This window comes from Pseudonocardia yunnanensis (genome assembly GCF_039534065.1).
Classification (GTDB): domain Bacteria; phylum Actinomycetota; class Actinomycetes; order Mycobacteriales; family Pseudonocardiaceae; genus Pseudonocardia; species Pseudonocardia yunnanensis.
Genome location: NZ_BAAAUS010000064.1, coordinates 183,834 through 199,403, shown reverse-complemented (window position 1 = coordinate 199,403; position 15,570 = coordinate 183,834). Strand labels below are relative to the sequence as shown.

The 15,570-nt window shown below is 71.9% G+C and carries 15 protein-coding genes; 4 read left to right on the top strand and 11 right to left on the bottom strand.

From position 1 onward, the window contains the following. Positions 1-208 precede the first annotated feature (208 nt). From alc to ABD743_RS42495, 7 genes are read right to left on the bottom strand one after another with little or no spacing between them, the layout of a single operon-like run. Positions 209-1,237: an allantoicase gene (gene alc / locus ABD743_RS42525; protein WP_344730116.1), complete on the bottom strand. Its 1,029-nt coding sequence runs from the start codon at positions 1,235-1,237 to the stop codon at positions 209-211. A gap of 50 nt (positions 1,238-1,287) precedes the next feature. Beyond that, entirely contained in the window at positions 1,288-2,610 is a 1,323-nt protein-coding gene (gene allB, locus ABD743_RS42520) for an allantoinase AllB (protein ID WP_344730115.1), read from the bottom strand. Further along, positions 2,607-2,984, bottom strand: coding sequence for an allophanate hydrolase-related protein (locus tag ABD743_RS42515; protein ID WP_344730113.1), 378 nt, complete (start codon positions 2,982-2,984; stop codon positions 2,607-2,609). The genes allB and ABD743_RS42515 overlap by 4 nt, the downstream gene beginning before the upstream one ends. A 23-nt stretch (positions 2,985-3,007) precedes the next feature. After that, positions 3,008-5,329, bottom strand: coding sequence for a xanthine dehydrogenase subunit D (gene pucD / locus ABD743_RS42510; protein ID WP_344730112.1), 2,322 nt, complete (start codon positions 5,327-5,329; stop codon positions 3,008-3,010). After that, positions 5,326-6,678 (bottom strand): 8-oxoguanine deaminase, encoded by a 1,353-nt coding sequence (locus ABD743_RS42505; RefSeq protein WP_344730111.1) that lies wholly within the window; start codon positions 6,676-6,678, stop codon positions 5,326-5,328. The genes pucD and ABD743_RS42505 overlap by 4 nt, the downstream gene beginning before the upstream one ends. After that, positions 6,675-7,148: a (2Fe-2S)-binding protein gene (locus ABD743_RS42500; RefSeq protein ID WP_344730110.1), complete on the bottom strand. Its 474-nt coding sequence runs from the start codon at positions 7,146-7,148 to the stop codon at positions 6,675-6,677. Before ABD743_RS42500 ends, ABD743_RS42505 begins: the two co-directional genes overlap by 4 nt. 1 nt (position 7,149) lies before the next feature. After that, complete coding sequence (locus tag ABD743_RS42495) at positions 7,150-8,025, bottom strand: FAD binding domain-containing protein (protein ID WP_344730109.1); 876 nt, start codon at positions 8,023-8,025, stop codon at positions 7,150-7,152. Positions 8,026-8,117: 92 nt separating this feature from the next. On the opposite strand from ABD743_RS42495, the gene ABD743_RS42490 reads away from it, so the two are divergent. The 3 genes from ABD743_RS42490 to ABD743_RS42480 all read left to right on the top strand — a co-directional run bounded on the left by ABD743_RS42490 (position 8,118) and on the right by ABD743_RS42480 (position 10,914). Further along, complete coding sequence (locus ABD743_RS42490) at positions 8,118-9,650, top strand: PucR family transcriptional regulator (protein WP_344730108.1); 1,533 nt, start codon at positions 8,118-8,120, stop codon at positions 9,648-9,650. Between the two features lie 39 nt (positions 9,651-9,689). After that, positions 9,690-10,274 carry a TetR/AcrR family transcriptional regulator gene (locus tag ABD743_RS42485; RefSeq protein WP_344730107.1) on the top strand — a complete coding sequence of 195 codons (585 nt, stop codon included), beginning with the start codon at positions 9,690-9,692 and terminating at the stop codon, positions 10,272-10,274. A 121-nt stretch (positions 10,275-10,395) separates the two neighbouring features. Continuing rightward, positions 10,396-10,914, top strand: coding sequence for a GNAT family N-acetyltransferase (locus tag ABD743_RS42480; RefSeq protein ID WP_344730106.1), 519 nt, complete (start codon positions 10,396-10,398; stop codon positions 10,912-10,914). Between the two features lie 6 nt (positions 10,915-10,920). Here ABD743_RS42480 and pucL read toward each other — a convergent pair whose 3' ends face one another. Genes pucL through uraD form a run of 3 tightly spaced genes read right to left on the bottom strand, consistent with a single transcriptional unit; the run spans position 10,921 to position 12,589 of the window. Next, a complete protein-coding gene (gene pucL / locus ABD743_RS42475) occupies positions 10,921-11,778 on the bottom strand; it encodes a factor-independent urate hydroxylase (protein WP_344730105.1) in 858 nt (285 codons plus the stop codon). Between the two features lie 5 nt (positions 11,779-11,783). Further along, entirely contained in the window at positions 11,784-12,107 is a 324-nt protein-coding gene (gene uraH, locus ABD743_RS42470; protein WP_344730104.1) for a hydroxyisourate hydrolase, read from the bottom strand. Continuing rightward, positions 12,104-12,589 (bottom strand): 2-oxo-4-hydroxy-4-carboxy-5-ureidoimidazoline decarboxylase, encoded by a 486-nt coding sequence (uraD, locus tag ABD743_RS42465; RefSeq protein WP_344730102.1) that lies wholly within the window; start codon positions 12,587-12,589, stop codon positions 12,104-12,106. Before uraD ends, uraH begins: the two co-directional genes overlap by 4 nt. A gap of 252 nt (positions 12,590-12,841) precedes the next feature. Here uraD and ABD743_RS42460 point away from each other — a divergent pair, with 252 nt between their 5' ends. After that, entirely contained in the window at positions 12,842-13,807 is a 966-nt protein-coding gene (locus ABD743_RS42460) for a hypothetical protein (protein ID WP_344730100.1), read from the top strand. Between the two features lies 1 nt (position 13,808). Here the strand turns inward: ABD743_RS42460 and ABD743_RS42455 are convergent, their stop codons facing one another. Beyond that, positions 13,809-15,449, bottom strand: coding sequence for a peptide chain release factor 3 (locus tag ABD743_RS42455; protein WP_344730099.1), 1,641 nt, complete (start codon positions 15,447-15,449; stop codon positions 13,809-13,811). Positions 15,450-15,570: the final 121 nt, after the last annotated feature.

The window sequence follows — 15,570 nt, the reverse complement described above, 5'->3', positions numbered from 1 at the left end:
GCGCTCGCGAGCCGAGCACGCCCGTTGCCCCGCCTCTCCCGCTGAGCAAGGGCGCCCTTCGCCCCGGACCTACCGGATGAACGCGCCGCTGGTCCCAACCCCCGCGAGCCCTCCACGAACCCCCTCCCGCTGAACGAAAGTGCCGTTCAGCCGGATCTACTGGACGAACGCGCCGCTCGTCCGGCAGTTGGACCGCCTCGGGCGTGGATCACGCTCGAGGGGTCGCGGCCTGCCAGCGGTGGTCGAGGGCCTCCCGGCCCGACGTGGTCAGCCGGCCGTGCATGCGCAGCCGGGCGGCGCCGCCGTCGGGGAAGATGTCCAGCCGGACGTGCGTGACGGGCCGGGCCTCCCCGGACTGTTCCGGCGGCGGCCCGAGCGCGAAGCGGTGGCGGGTGTCGGGCTGCAGCGCTGTGCGTGGCACGAGGTCGAACCACTCGCCGTCTCCCCGCCGGCCACGCAACGTGGCCCAGCCCGGAGCGTTGTGCAGGAAGTAGCTCGTGTCGATCTCCGCCACTGCGATCACCGACTCGCCTGCGAGGGAAACCTCGACCCAGTCGTTGCCGTCGTCGCGGCGCCGGGCGGTCTCCCAGCCCTCGCCCATCGAGCGGGGAGGGCCGGGGACCAGCAGGTTGTTCGGGGAGCTGTAGAAGAGGTTCGAGCAGCCCACCACCCGGCCGCCGTTCTCGATCGCCGCCAGGTCGACGGTGCCGAGCGCGTCGAGCAGCCGTGGGTCGGGCAGCGCCTCGCCGTGCACCCGCAGCCGCGCCACCCCGCCGTCCGGGAAGATCCGCAGGCGCACGTGCGTGACGCGACGCTCGCTCGTCACCGCGAACACGTTCTCGGTGTCGCCCTTGACGGCCGAGCGGGGCAACAGCGGCTCCCAGCCCGGGTCGGCCAGTAGGTCGGCGACCGACGGGTGCCCGGCCGCGGCGAGTCCGTCGACCGCCACCTCGGGCGGGTAGTTGCCGGTGAACCACGCCGTGTCGACCACGACGCCCCGGACGATCCCCGGAGCGCCGAGCCGGACGATCGCTTCGTCGTGGCCCGGCTCGCGGCGACGGCGGGTCTCCCAGCCGTCGTAGACCTGGCCCTTGGGCCCGAAGGTGGCGGGCTCGTAGGCCGCGGGCCCGGGCGTGATCAGGTTCTCGCGCGCGGCGAAGGCCTCGTCGTTGGCCCAGACGACGCCGCCGCCGAGCGTCCGCAGGGCGAGGTCGGGCAGCTGCCGGAAATCAGTCATCGCTCGCCCTCACTGCGCTCGGCCCGTGCTTCAAGCACTGTGTCATCGGTTCACTCGCCCTCCCGCGACAGGAGGCGCCCGCGCGGCACCCCGCCGACGTCCACCGGCTCGCCGCGCAGCCAGGTGCCGCGCACCACGCCGTGCAACTCCCGCCCCGCGTACGGGGTGATCGGGTTGCGGTGGTGCAGCTTCCCCACCCGGAACGTCGCATCGGGGGCGAAGATCGTGAGGTCAGCGTCGGCACCCGCTGCGATCCGGCCTTTGCGTTCGAGCCCGACCAGCGCCGCCGGCCGCTCCGCCATCCACCGGACGACGTCCGCAAGGCAGTGCCCCCGCTCACGCGCCTGGGTCCACACCACCGGGAGCCCGAGCTGCAGCGACGCGATCCCGCCCCACGCAGTGCCGAAGTCGCCTCGATCCAGCTGCTTCAGATCGGCGGTGCAGGGCGAGTGGTCGCTCACGACCATGTCGATGACGCCATCGGCCAGACCGCGCCACAAGGCGTCCCGGTTGTCGGCCTCCCGCACCGGTGGGCAGCACTTGAAGCGGGTGTCGCCGTCGGGCACCTCCTCGGCGGTGAGCGCGAGGTAGTGCGGGCACGTCTCCACGGTGACGCGGACGCCGTCGGCGCGGGCGGCGGCGAGCAGCGGCAGCGCATCGGCCGAGGACAGGTGCACCACGTGCACCCGGGCCCCGGTCTCACGGGCCAGCGCCAGCAGCCCGGCGATGGCGCTGTCCTCGGCGGCGCGCGGCCGGGACGCCACGAAGTCGAGGTAACGCCGTCCGCTCGCCTCCCGGACCAGCGTGCCGTCCTCGGCGTGCACGATCATCAGCCCGTCGAACCCGGCGACCGTGCGCAGAGCCGCGGCGAGGTCCTCCCCCACCAGCGGCGGGAACTCCGCGACTCCGCTGTCGAGCAGGAAGCACTTGACGCCGAACACGCCCGCATCGTGCAGGGCCCGCAGCTCCCCGGCGTTGCCCGGGACAGCCCCGCCCCAGAACCCGACGTCGACGGTGCACTGCCCTGCTGCCGCCTTGCGCTTGACCTCCAGGGCGGCCACGTCGACGGTGGGCGGCAGCGCGTTGAGCGGCATGTCCACGATCGTCGTGACGCCGCCCGCCGCCGCGGCGCGGGTGGCCGAGGCGAAGCCCTCCCACTCGGTGCGGCCGGGCTCGTTGACGTGCACGTGCGTGTCGACGAGCCCGGGAAGGAGCACCTCGTCGTCGGCGAGCACCACCTCGCGGACATCGGCCCGGCCGTCGATCGGGGTGTCGTACGGCAGCACGGCCTCGACCCGCTCGCCCTCGACGAGTACCGCGGCGGGACGTTCGGCACCGTCGACGACGGCGCGCCGTGCGCGCAGAACGATCACACGCGCTCCTGGTAGGCGCGCCAGCTCGCCTGCTTTGAGATGTCGGTCAACGGCGGCAGCTGCGCGTACTCGCGGCGCAGGATCATCGCCAGCGAACCCGTGCCGTCGGCCAGCTCGATCACGCCGAGCTCCAGCCCGTCGGGCTCCCCGGGAAGCAGCACCTCGCGCAGCTGCTCGTAGGACATGTCGTAGACCTCGCCGTGCACCGCCGCTCCCCCGTCGCCGACGTCCTCGAGCGCCGGATAGCGCCCGCCGACGGCGTGGAAGCGGTATCGCGGAGCTGTGGTGGTGCGGGTGACCAGCGGCGCGTCGCCGACGAGATGGTGGTCGGCGCCGCCGGACATGGCGGTGCCGTTGAGGAACATCAAGGGCATCCTGCGCTCCTTCGTCGTGCTCGTCAGGTGCCGGTGATGTGCTCGGGCCGCACGGGAACGCGCAGCAGAGCCTTCCCCGTCGCCGCTCTGATCGCGGCCGCGACAGCCGGACCGCTGGAGATCGTCGGGGGCTCACCGACGCCACGCACACCGTATGGCGCGTGCGGGTCGGCGTACTCCAGGACCTCGATGCGCATCGGCGGCATGTCGAGGATCGTCGGGATGAGGTAGTCGGTGAACGAGGGGTTGCGCACCTTCCCGTCGGTGACGACCACCTCCTCCATCAGCGCGAGCCCCATCCCCTGCGCGCTGCCGCCCTGGATCTGGCCGACCACGGCGTCGGGGTTGATCGCCTTGCCGACGTCCTGGGCGGTGTCCAGCGCGACGACCTTCACGAGCCCCAGATCCACGTCGACGTCGACCACCGCGCGGTGCGCCGAGAAGGCGTACTGCACGTGGGCGTTGCCCGCGCCGGTCTCCGGATCGAAGGGCACCGTGGGCCGGTGCCGGAACTCGACGGTCTCCTCCACGACGTCGTCACCGAGCACCTCGGCGAGGGCGGCGCCCACCTCGCCGGTCGTGTCGACGATCTTGTCGCCGTCCAGCCGCAGCTCCACCGAGGAGCGCCCGAGCAGGTCCGCGGCCCGGTGCAGCACGGCCGCGCGGACCGCCTCGCAGGCAGCCTTGACCGCCCCGCCCGTCATGTAGGTCTGCCGGGACGCCGACGTGGACCCGGCGGACCCCACCGACGTGTCGGCGGGGTGCAGCACCACCCGGTCGACGCCGAGCTCCGTGCGGCAGATCTGCTGCTCGACGGTGATCAGGCCCTGCCCCACCTCGGCCGCGGCGGTGTGCACCGTCGCCACGGGCTCGCCGCCGGTGATCTGCAGCCGCACCCGGGCCGTCGAGTAGTCGTCGAAGCCCTCGGAGAACCCGACGTTCTTGTAGGTGACGGCGTAACCGATCCCGCGCACCACACCCTCGCCGTGGGTGGTGTTCGAGACGCCCCCGGGCAGGTTCCTGATGTCGAACTCGCCGTCGGGGTGCTCGGCGGGCAGCGGCATGTCGGCGACGATGCGGATGAGCTCCTCGACGGGCGCCGCCGAGTCGACCAGCTGCCCGGTGATGTTCCGGTCGCCCTCCCGCATGCCGTTGCGGGCGCGGATCTCCACCCGGTCGACGCCCACGGCGTCGGCGAGTGAGTCCATCAACGCCTCGTGTGCGAACGCGGCCTGCACGCACCCGAAACCGCGCATCGCGCCGCAGGGCGGGTTGTTGGTGTAGACCCCGGTGCAGTCGACGCTGATGCTCGGGATCCGGTACGGGCCCAATCCCATCGAGGCGCCGTTGCCGACCACCGCGCCGGTGGAGGAGGCGTAGGCGCCGCCGTCGAAGAGGATGTCGGCCTTCGCGTAGACGAGTCTGCCGTCCGGCTCGGCGCCGAACTCGTAACGCATCCACGCCGGGTGCCGGTGCACGTGCCCGAAGAACGACTCCTCGCGGGAGTAGCTCATCTTCACCGGTTTGCCGGTGTGCAGGGCGAGCAGGCAGGCGTGGACGTGCATCGAGAGGTCCTCGCGCCCGCCGAAGGCGCCACCGACCCCGGCCAGGTGCAGGCGCGCCTTCTCCGGCGGAAGCCCGAGCACCCGGCAGACCTGCTTCTGGTCGACGTGCAGCCACTGGGTGGCGACGTAGAGGTCGATGCCACCCTCGTCGTCCGGGACGGCGAGCCCGGACTCGGGGCCGAGGAAGGCCTGGTCCTGCATGCCGACCTCGAAGTCGAGCGCCACCACCACCGGCGCCGTCGGGGCCGGTTCGCCGCGGCGCATCTGCGCCCGGCGCACCAGGTTGCCGCCCTCGTCGCGCCTGCTCTCGTGCACGAGAGGAGCGTCGGCGTCGAGCGCGCGGCGCGCGTCGGTGAGCGCCGGCAGCACCTCGTAGTCGACGACGATCTTCTTGGCCGCCCGCCGCGCGGTCTCGGGATGATCGGCCGCGACGAGCGCCACCGGCTCGCCCTCGTAGCGGACAACCCCGGTGGCCAGGGCAGGTGTGTCGAGGTGTTCGAGGCCGACCGCGTTGCTGCCCGGCACGTCGTCGGCCGTGAGGACGGCGGACACGCCCGGCACCGCGAGCGCCTCGCCGATGTCGATCCGGACGATGCGGGCGTGTGGGTGCGGACTGCGCAGCGTCACACCCCAGACCATGTCGTCGTGCCACAGGTCGCTCGCGTACGCGAACTCGCCGGTGACCTTCAGCGCCGCGTCCGGTCGCTGTGCGCTGTCGCCGATACGCCCCGGGCCGATGGTCGCGGTGGTCACCGCCGTCGTCGTCGTGGTCGTACTCATCGGCGGGCCTTCTCCAGGAGAGTGCGATGGACGGCCACGCACTCGCGCGCCAGGGTGTCCACGTCGACGGTGCGGACGCGGTCGCGTTCGACGACCCGACGCCCGTTCACGAGCAGCAGTTCCAGCGGCGGCGGCGTCCCCAGCACGAGCGCGGCGACCGGGTCGTCGACGTCGGCATGGGCGAGGCCGTCGATGCGCCACAGAGCGAGGTCGGCGAGCTTCCCGACCTCCAGAGAGCCGATCTCGTCGCTCCGCCCGACCACGGCGGCACCGCCGAGGGTGGCCAGCTCCAGGGCCTCGCGGACGCTGAACGCCTGCGGGCCGCCCACGGCGCGGGCGAACAGCAGCGCGTGCCGCACCTCCTCCAGCAGGCTCCCCGCCTCGTTGCTGGCGGCACCGTCGACACCGAGCGCAACGCGGGCGCCGGCGTCGCGCAGGCTACGGACGGGGGCGATCCCCGCCCCGAGCCGCGCATTCGACGACGGGCAGTGCGCCACCCCTGTGGCGGTCGCCCCGATCTTCTTCACGCCGTCGTCGTCGAGATGCACGGTGTGGGCGAACCACACGTCCGCACCGATCCACCCGAGCTGCTCGACGTACTCCAGCGGCGAGCAGCCGAACCTCTCGCGGCAGAAGTCCACCTCGTCCACGGTCTCGGCGAGATGGGTGTGCAGCAGCACGCCGCGCCGCCGCGCCAGCTCGGCCGACTCGCGCATCAGCTCGCCCGTGACACTGAACGGCGAGCACGGTGCGAGGGCGACCCGCACCATCGATTCGGGCGACGGGTCGTGCCAGCGGTCGATCGCTGCCTCGGAGGCGGCGAGCACGGTGTCGCGATCCTCGACGACGTCGTCGGGAGGTAGGCCGCCGTCGCTTCGGCCGAGATCCATCGAGCCGCGGCACGGGTGGAACCGCAGCCCGACGTCCTGCGCGGCGCTGATCTCCGCGGCGAGGACGTCCCCGCCTTCGCGTGGGAAGACGTAGTGGTGGTCGGTGCTGGTCGTGCAGCCGGTGAGCGCGAGCTGGGCCAGCGCCGCGCTCGCGGAGACGTGCACGGCGTGCTCGTCGATGCCCGCCCACACGGGGTAGAGCGTGGTGAGCCACTCGAACAGCGTCGCGTCGACGGCCAGGCCGCGGGTGACCCACTGGTAGAGGTGGTTGTGGGTGTTGACGAAGCCGGGTGTGAGCAGGCAGCCCCGGCCGTCGACGACCGTGGCACCCTCGACGCGGGGCGCGGGCCCGGCACCGACCGCCGTGATCCGGTTGCCCTCGACGACGACGTGGCCACCCACGTGCTCGGCGCCGGAGACCGTGACGACGTGGGCGCCCTCGATCACCGTGATCGTCATGCTGACCGCTCCTGAGCAGAGGCGGCCAGCCGCACGGCGTCCATGATCTTCTCGTAGCCGGTGCAGCGGCAGAGGTTCCCGGCGAGCGCCTCACGGATCTCCGGGTCGGACGGCTGCGGGTTGCGCTCCAGCAGGTCGTGGGTGGTGACGATCAGCCCGGGCGTGCAGAAGCCGCACTGCACGGCTCCGGCCTGCATGAAGGCCCGCTGCACGCGATGCAGCTCCCCCTGCGCGGAGAGTCCCTCGACGGTGGTCACCTCGCGTCCCACCGCCTGGCCTGCCGCGACGAGGCAGGAACACACCGGCAGCCCGTCCAAGTACACGGTGCACGAGCCGCATTCGCCCTGCTCACAGGCGTTCTTCGAGCCGGGGAGCCCCATCCGTTCCCGTAACGCGTAGAGCAGGCTCTCGCCCTCCCAGACGTCGTCGACCTCGTGGGTGGTGCCGTTCACGGTCAGCTCGATGCGCATCTCAGGCCGCCCTCCGGTAGTCATTCCATGCCCACGTGGCGGCGCGGCGCGCCATCACCGAGAGCGAGTGCAGGCGGTAGGCGGCGCTGCCCCGCACGTCGTCGATGGGGGCGGCCGCATCGCGCACGCGGTGGCCGAACTCCCGGGCCAGGCTCTCGGGCAGCTCACCCCGCGACTCCCACAGCCCGGCCGCCTCGAGCTCACCCGAGAGGAACGCCGCCGCCTCGCCTGCCCGCCGCGGGGTGGGCGCTGCCGAGCCGATGCCGGTGCCCACGGCCTTGCGGTCCGGGTGCAGCGCGAACCCGAACGCGGACACGGCGATCACCATGGCGTTGCGGGTGCCGATCTTGCAGAACTGCTGAGGCCCGGACGCCGTGGGGACCAGCACCGCCGCGATGAGCTCGTCGGCGGCGAGGGCGTTGCGCTTCACCCCGGTGTAGAACTCGGCCACCGGTACGAGTCGGGTGCCGCGCGCCGCCGACGCCACCTCGACCACCGCGTCGGCCGCGAGCAGTGGCGGGTGACTGTCTCCGGCCGGGGAGGCGGCGCCGAGGTTGCCGCCCACCGTGCCCCGGTTGCGGATCTGGGGTGACCCGACCGTCCGGGACGCCATCGCCAGGCCGGGCAGGACGTCGCCGAGCTCGTCGATCACGCGGGCGTAGGTGACGCCGGCGCCGAGCCGGATCGCCCCGTCCGCATCCGGAGACCACTCGCGCAGCTCTGCCACCCTGGTGAGGTCGAGCAGAGCAGGGGGTCGGCGGTGGTCGAAGTTCAGCTCCACCATGACGTCGGTGCCACCGGCAACGGGCACCGCGTCCGGATGCTCCGCCTTGGCCGCGAGGGCGTCGGCCCAGGTCGCCGGGGCGAGGAAGTCCATGACAGAAGTACAGCGCCGGGATGTTTCCACGGAAAGTCACCGCGTCGATGAATAGTCGATGGTGGCTTGCTTGCCCGTTGTAGGTTCCTCCAATGCTGTTGCGGGACCTCGTCGCCCAGCACGGGCTCGGGCTGCGACTGCTGCACGGCGACGATGCCGCGCTGGACCGGCCGCTGCGCTGGGTCTACACCACCGATCTGATCGATCCGGGCCGTTACCTGTCGGGCGGAGAGCTGGTGGTGAGCGGCTTGGTGTGGCGCCGCGAGCCGTCCGACAGTGATCGTTTCGTCTCCGCGGTGGCCCGATCGGGCGCCGCTGCGCTCGCGGCGGGGGCCGCGGTGTTCCACGGCATCCCCGACGACGTGGTCGAGGCCTGCCGGCGCCACGACGTGCCGCTCGTCGAGGTGCCGGAGGACGTGTCGTTCGCCACGATCACCGAGCTGGTGATCACCGAGCTGACCGCGGCGCGAGGCGCTCGGCTGGCGCACACCGTCGGTCGCCAGCGCCGGCTCCTCTCGGCTGTGGCCGAAGGACTGGGCCTCGACGAGCTGGCCACGCAGGTGTCGCAGGCCACCGGCACGGTGTGCCGGGTGATCAGCACGACCGGACGCGAGATCGTCCCGGGGCCACAACCGCTGCCTGCCGACGTGGTCGACCGCCTCGTGTCGACCTTTCTCACGGCGGACCAGCTACCCGCGACCCTCCGCCGCGACCGCTGCACCGTGTTTCCCGTGGGCCCCGCCGCGGAGCGGTTGTCGTCCTGGTTGGTGGTGGTGGAGGGCGATCCGGACGGCTGGGACACCGACACCGCCGACGTCGTGAACGAGCTGGCCGCGATCGCCGCCCTGGACCGCGCTCGTCGAGGCGAGGGGGTGCGGGTGGCCCGGGCGATCGCCGACGAAGCGGTCACGATGATCGCGGCCGGAGCGGCGAACGTGCCGGAGACCTCGGCGCGACTACGGCATGCCGGCCTCGACCCGGCGGAACCGCTGGTCGTGGTGGTGGCCGGATTCGTGGGACGGCCGGACCGGGCGGAGATCGCGTGCGCGGTGATCGTGGATGCCGCGGCACACCTCGGTCCACCGATGGTCGGGGTGCACGCCGGTACGGCCGTTGCGCTGCTGCCCGACAACGATCCCGGCCGGGCCGGTTCGGTGCTGCAGCGGGCGCTGGAGCGGTTGGTCCCCGGGCTGGTGGGCGAGCGGCTGGCGGTCGGCGTCAGCAGGTCCTCGCGGACCGAGGCACTCACCGGGGCGCTGCACGAGGCCCGCCATGCCCACGACGTCGCGGCCATGCGTGCAGGAGCGCTGCAGATCGTCACCGACGCGGAGACCGCCTCGCACATCGCACTGCTCGCCGCCGTGCCCGACGACGTGCGCCGCGCTTTCGCCGTACGCGTGCTCGGCCCGGTGCTCGACCACGACGCCCGCACCGGTGCCGGTCTGCGTGTCACGCTCGAGGCGTTCCTCGACTGCTCCGGCTCCTGGACCCGCACCGCCGAGCGGCTGCACCTGCACGTCAACACCGTTCGCTACCGGATCAGCCGGGTCGAGGAGCTCACCGGCCGCGACCTCGGTGCGCTTCCGGACCGCGTGGACGTCTTTCTGGCGCTCCGATCCCTCTGAACCTGGGCATGCACGAACGATCGTGCTAAAACGGATGACATGGGCAAGGGCGACGCGACGCGGGAGGCCATCCTCGAGGAAGCGGGCGGTCTCGCGCGGCAGGTCGGCCTCGCCGGACTGACGATCGGGTCGCTCGCCACCCGCACCGGGATGTCCAAGAGCGGTTTGTTCGCCCACTTCGGCTCGAAGGAGTCGTTACAGCTCGACGTACTCGACCACGCCACCGAGCGGTTCACCGCCGAGGTGGTGCGCCCGGCGCTCACGGCGCCACGGGGGGAGCCGCGCGTGCGCGCTCTGTTCGACCGCTGGCTCGCCTGGGACTCCACCGAGGGCGGATGCCCGCTCGTCGCCGCCGCCTTCGAACTGGACGATCAGCCCGGACCCGTACGTGATCGCCTGGTACGCGACCAGCACGCCTGGTTCGACACACTCGCCACGATGGCCACGATCTGCGTGGCCGAAGGACATTTCCGGTCCGACACCGATCCACGCCAGTTCGCCCAGGACATCGAAGGCGTGATGCTCGCCTATCACGTCGCCAGCCGACTCCTGGCCGATCCCGACGCCGCCGCACGAGCCCACCGAGGCCTCGAGGCACTGCTGGCCGCCGCGGCCCCCCGATGACTCCGCCCGCTCACCCCGCCTGACCTCGACCGCCTCGAGCAGACCCTGGAGCCCGCTGATGCCTCATTCCACTCCGAAAAGTACGATCGTTCGTGCCAGTCCGGGGCATCCTGCCTTCGCCGTGCACCCGCTGGCCCCGGAGGACGCCGGGCATGTGGTCGACGCCGTCTTCGCCCAGCTCTCGCCACGCAGCCGCTACCTCCGCTTCCACTCACCCGTTCACCGGCTCGTCGGTCCGGTCCGGGCCGGTCTCGTCGATCTCGACGGCCGGTGCCGCGCCGCGGTCGTGGCGGTGGTCGGGGGGCCGGACCGACCGCGCCCGGTGGGTATCGCGCGCTTCGCCCGGAGCGGGCCGGAGTCGGTCGAGATCGCCGTGGCCGTGGCGGACGCCTGGCAGCGGCGGGGCATCGGCAGTCGCCTGGTCACCGCCATCGCCGAGCTGGCCGAGAGCCTCGGCTACACCGCCCTCTCCGGCGCCGTGCTCCCGGAGAACGTCGCGATGCTCGGCCTCGTCCGCAGGATCTTCCCGTGGGTCCGCGCGCACTACGACGGCGACGTGGTGCAGCTCGGAATCCGGCTCGGTCCTGCGGCGTGGACGATCACGGACGAGGATCTGATAGCCAGCCTGACGGCACGGTGAGCGCCGTCAGCTGCTGCGGGTGACCGTCGCCTCGATCAGACCGTAGGGGCGGTCGGCCGCGTAGAAGACCTCGTTGTGGTTCTCGAGCCCGAACGGCGACAGGTCGACGGCGAAATGGTGCTTGTTCGGGGCCTGCAGATTGATCTCCGCGATCCCGGGGTGGGCCTCGAGCACGGCCCGGCCCATCTCCCACAACGTCTGTTGCAGGGCGCGGGAGTGCACCGTGGCGTACTGCTCGAGCATGATCCGCCGGACGTCGGTCCAGTTCTTCGCCCAGTCCATCGCCTCGTAGCCGCCGTCGGTGTGGCGCCACTGCGCCACGAGCGCGGTGGCCATGATCCGATCGTCGGTCTCGGGGAGCGTGGTGTAGCCGTCTTTGAGGAAGCCGGCGAACTCCGAACCGGTCGACTTGAGCAGCACGAGGTCACGCAGCCCCGAAACCACCTCGGCCCGGCCTCCCTCCACGTCGACGACGGCCGTGCGGACCTCCGGCCCGCGGCGCACCCACGTGTGGGCGTGGCCCTCCCCGCCCACCGGCACCCGCTCCCAGGCGAACTCGTCCACCGCGATCCGGGCGCCCCGCACCGGCTCCACGGTGTCGACGAAGTGGTGGGCGAGAGCGAGAGCGAAGTCCTCGATCTCCCGCAGGCCCTTCTCCTTCGCGAACGCGTAGACGGTGTTCTTCTGCGAGTCCGTCGGCAGCACCAAGCCCTGGTCGCCGTGCAGGTACGCCTCGGCGAAGTCGCCGCGCAGCGTCGTGGTCACGGTGACGTCGCGGATCTCGTGCCGGTCGGTCTCCCGGTAGATCCGGACGAGGCGGTTCTCCGCCTTTCCGTACTGGTGGCCTCCGAGCACGATCCCCATCAGTCTCAGCTCCCGCGGTAGGTCGAATAGGCGAACGGGGAGAGCAGCAGCGGCACGTGGTGGTGCTCCCCCGGGTCGGTGACGACGAACGTGACGGCCACCTCGGGGTAGAACCCCTGCCGGCCGGTGGCGGCGAAGTAGCCGCCGGTGTCGAACGTGATCCGGTAGGGGCCCGCCGCCAGGTCGAGGGCGAGCTCGCGGACGCGGCCGTCGTGGTCGGTGGTCGTCTCGGCGAGCAGATCACCACCGGGCAGCGCCTCCAGCCGAACCCCGACACCGGCGGCGGGACGCCCGAGCGCCGCATCGAGGACGTGCGTGGACAGGGTCATGCCGGCGACTCCGGCGCGACGAGCCGATGGAGCCGGATCTCGTTGATCGCGGCCAACTCGGCGATCGCGACGCCCCGTTCCGTGGCCGGGTCGTTGCCGAGCCGCGCCTGCAGGGTGGCCAGCAGGTCCTCGGCGCTGCGGCCGGTGGCGCACACCAGGTAGACGTGCCCGAACCGCTTCTCGTAGGCCCGGTTGCCCTCCTCCAGCGCGGACAGCACGCCGGCCCCGGCCGCGGCGACACCGCTCTGCTCACGGCGGGACGCCCCGCTCGCCCCGCGGTCACCGATGCGCGGGTGCCCGTCCAGCGCGGCGTCGAGATCGGCGTCGTCCAGCGCGCCGCGTGCGGCGGCCTGCAGCGCGGCGACCGACGCGTACGGGCGGCCGGCCGCCACCTTGCGCGCCCACCGCGGCGCCGAGCAGCAGGAGAGCAACTCCCGTTCGACCTCCTGCAGTGGCAGGGCATTGAACCGCTGCAGATCCACCCGCGTCCTCCGGCTCCGGCGCACTCCGTACGCGGATCCTTCCACCTCGATGCTCTCGCACGGCAACTCGATCCCGTGCATTCCTCACCACAGGGGCCCGCCCGCACCGTCGCCGTTTCGGTGGACGTCATGCGGGACATCGCCGGTGCCCATTCACCGCCGCGTCGGCTCGCATTCGCGCCGCGGAGTCCTCCGCACACCAGTGTCGTAGCGATGCGGGGATCAACGAGCGGCGGTCGGAAAGCGATGGAGATGAAGAACAGGAACACGGTCATCGGTGCTGGAGCCGCCATAGCGATCGCGGGTGCACTCGTCTGGAATACGGCACTCGCGACGGCGCAGGCGCCCGTCCCGCCACCGGCGGCGAATGCACCGGCCACCCCGTCGGCCGCCGTTCCCCCGACGTCCACCGCCACCGTGAAAAAGACGTTCGACGCCTTTCACGCCAATCAGGGTGTGGCGGTGGACGCGAAGTACTTCTATGCGCTGGACAACCGGATCATCACGAAGTACGACCGCAACAGTGGTATGCCCGTGCTCCAGTTCGTGTCGCCCGAGGGCGGTCCGATCATCCACATGGACAGCGGCACCGTGGTCGGCCACCGGCTGTACGTGGCCACCTCCGACTACGACAACGCACCGGAGGAGAGCTCGATCGAGATCTTCGACACCAGAACCTTGAAACACGTCGGCACCCACAGCTTCGGCCGATTCATCGGCTCACTGACCTGGCTGGACCGCCACGACGGACGCTGGTGGGCAGGCTTCGCCAACTACGACGAGGTCCCGGACGGGCAGACCCAGCCCTACGGCGGCACCGACAACACCGAGATCGTCACGATGAACGACGACTTCCAGGTCCAGCAGGCCTGGGGGGTGCCGCGGGAGATCCTCGACCGCTTCAGGCCGATGAGCAACTCCGGCGGTTCCTGGGGCCCCGACAACCGCCTCTGGATCATCGGCCACGACCTGGACGAGGTCTACGTCATGGAGATGCCCGACGCCGGCTCGGACCTGAAGTGGATCGCCACGGTCCACCTCCCCGGGGTCGAGGGCCAGGCCATCGCGTGGGACCGCGCCGGCGACAGCAAGCCGACGCTCTGGGCCATCAAACGGTCGACGTCCCAGGTGCTCACCTTCACCGTCGACTACGCGTCGATCAAGGAACCTGCCGCAACGGCCTACCAGATCAACGGCCCGGGCCACTTCATGCAGTAGGTCAGTGCGCGGTGGAGCCCGCGGGCAATGCCTCGAGCATGATCCCCTCGAACTTCCGCCGAATCGTCTCCAGGCGCCACTTGTTGCTGAACACCGCCAGCATGGCGTGGTCGGCCCGGCGCGTGAGCACCTCCACCTCGCTCTGCCCGGCGAGCAGCGCGGCGCCGGCGGCGTCGGTGCGGCGGGTGACCGAGTACCCGAGGTGCTCCAGCGTGACGGGCGCCCGGAACTCCGACTCGAGCCGGGCGGTAACCACCTCGAACTGCAGCGGGCCCACGGCGGCGAGCACCGGCGCCTGGTCGCCGCGCAGGTCGGAGGTGAGAACCTGGATCACGCCCTCGCTGTCGAGCTGCTCGATCCCCCGCCGGAACTGCTTGAACGTACCGGCGTCGGCGCCGCGCACCACGGCGAAGTGCTCTGGCGCGAAGCTCGGGATGGCAGGGAAATGCACCGGCGACTCGGAGTAGAGCGTGTCGCCCGGCCGCAGCGCGCCGGCGTTGACCAGCCCGACGATGTCGCCCGGGAACGCCTCCTCCACGGTGGTGCGCTGCTGACCGAACACCGCTTGTGCGTACTTCGTGGCGAACGGGCGCCCCGTGCCCGCGTGGGTGAGCACCATGCCGCGCTCGAACCGCCCGGAGCAGATCCGCACGAACGCCATCCGGTCGCGGTGGGCACGGTCCATTCCGGCCTGCACCTTGAACACCAGCCCGGACGTCGGCGCGTCGAGGGGGCGTGGCTTGCCGTCGGCGTCGTCGCGGGCTTCGGGGGAGGGGGCGAGCTCCACCAGCGCGTCGAGCAGCCGGGCGACGCCCACACCGTTCAGCGCCGCCCCGAAGAGCACCGGGGTGGCCTGCCCGGCGAGGAAGTCCTTCTCGTCGAACCCGGCGCCGATCTCCTCGAGCAGCGCGATCTCGTCCTGGGCGGTGGCCCAGTACTGCGGCTCCTCGGCAGCGATCACCTCGGCCGGCACCAGCTCCACGGTGGCGCGGGTGGCCCCACCTGCGGTGCGCGAGTAGCGGCGGAACTCTCCCGTGGCCACCTCGACCAGCCCGCGCAGCTCCCCGGCCACGCCCACCGGCCAGGTGAGCGGCATCGGCCGCAGCCCGATCGTCTGCTCCACCTCGTCGAGCAGTTCCAGCGCCTCGCGGCCCGGCCGGTCCCACTTGTTGACGAACGTCAGCACCGGGATGCCACGGGTGCGGCAGACGTCGAACAGTTTGAGCGTCTGCGGCTCCAGGCCCTTGGCCGCGTCGAGCAGCATCACCGCGGCGTCGACGGCGGCGAGCACCCGATAGGTGTCCTCGGAGAAGTCGCCGTGGCCGGGAGTGTCGAGCAGGTTGATCACGCAGTCGTGGTAGGCGAACTGCAGCACGGCCGACGTGATCGAGATGCCGCGCTTGCGCTCCATCTCCATCCAGTCCGACGTGACGCCGCGCCGGCCCGCCTTGCCGTGCACCGCGCCGGCCTCGTCGATCACCTCGGCGTAGAGCGCCAGCGCCTCCGTCAGCGTCGACTTGCCCGCGTCCGGATGGCTGATCACGGCGAACGTGCGCCGCCGCCCCGCTTCGGCCTCGACCCGGGCCTCGCCCGGTACCCGCGCCGACTCCCCCGCAGACTTCTCCACCACAGCTCCAGACATCAGACCAACGACTTTACGCGGCGGCGCGGACCGCCCACGCAGGGCAGCCACCCGGACGAACGGAACACCCGTCCGATAGGTCCGCACCGCCGCGCCGGTCGTCCACAACTCGGCGCTGGGA

Excerpts from the sequence above, each read along its gene's own strand:
- alc (WP_344730116.1), bottom strand. The coding sequence starts at position 1,237 with ATGACTGATTTCCGGCAGCTGCCCGACCTCGCCCTGCGGACGCTCGGC.
- ABD743_RS42515 (WP_344730113.1), bottom strand. The coding sequence starts at position 2,984 with ATGCCCTTGATGTTCCTCAACGGCACCGCCATGTCCGGCGGCGCCGAC.
- pucD (WP_344730112.1), bottom strand. The coding sequence starts at position 5,329 with ATGAGTACGACCACGACGACGACGGCGGTGACCACCGCGACCATCGGC.
- ABD743_RS42505 (WP_344730111.1), bottom strand. The coding sequence starts at position 6,678 with ATGACGATCACGGTGATCGAGGGCGCCCACGTCGTCACGGTCTCCGGC.
- ABD743_RS42500 (WP_344730110.1), bottom strand. The coding sequence starts at position 7,148 with ATGCGCATCGAGCTGACCGTGAACGGCACCACCCACGAGGTCGACGAC.
- ABD743_RS42495 (WP_344730109.1), bottom strand. The coding sequence starts at position 8,025 with ATGGACTTCCTCGCCCCGGCGACCTGGGCCGACGCCCTCGCGGCCAAG.
- ABD743_RS42490 (WP_344730108.1), top strand. The coding sequence starts at position 8,118 with ATGCTGTTGCGGGACCTCGTCGCCCAGCACGGGCTCGGGCTGCGACTG.
- ABD743_RS42485 (WP_344730107.1), top strand. The coding sequence starts at position 9,690 with ATGGGCAAGGGCGACGCGACGCGGGAGGCCATCCTCGAGGAAGCGGGC.
- pucL (WP_344730105.1), bottom strand. The coding sequence starts at position 11,778 with ATGGGGATCGTGCTCGGAGGCCACCAGTACGGAAAGGCGGAGAACCGC.
- uraH (WP_344730104.1), bottom strand. The coding sequence starts at position 12,107 with ATGACCCTGTCCACGCACGTCCTCGATGCGGCGCTCGGGCGTCCCGCC.
- ABD743_RS42460 (WP_344730100.1), top strand. The coding sequence starts at position 12,842 with ATGAAGAACAGGAACACGGTCATCGGTGCTGGAGCCGCCATAGCGATC.
- ABD743_RS42455 (WP_344730099.1), bottom strand. The coding sequence starts at position 15,449 with ATGTCTGGAGCTGTGGTGGAGAAGTCTGCGGGGGAGTCGGCGCGGGTA.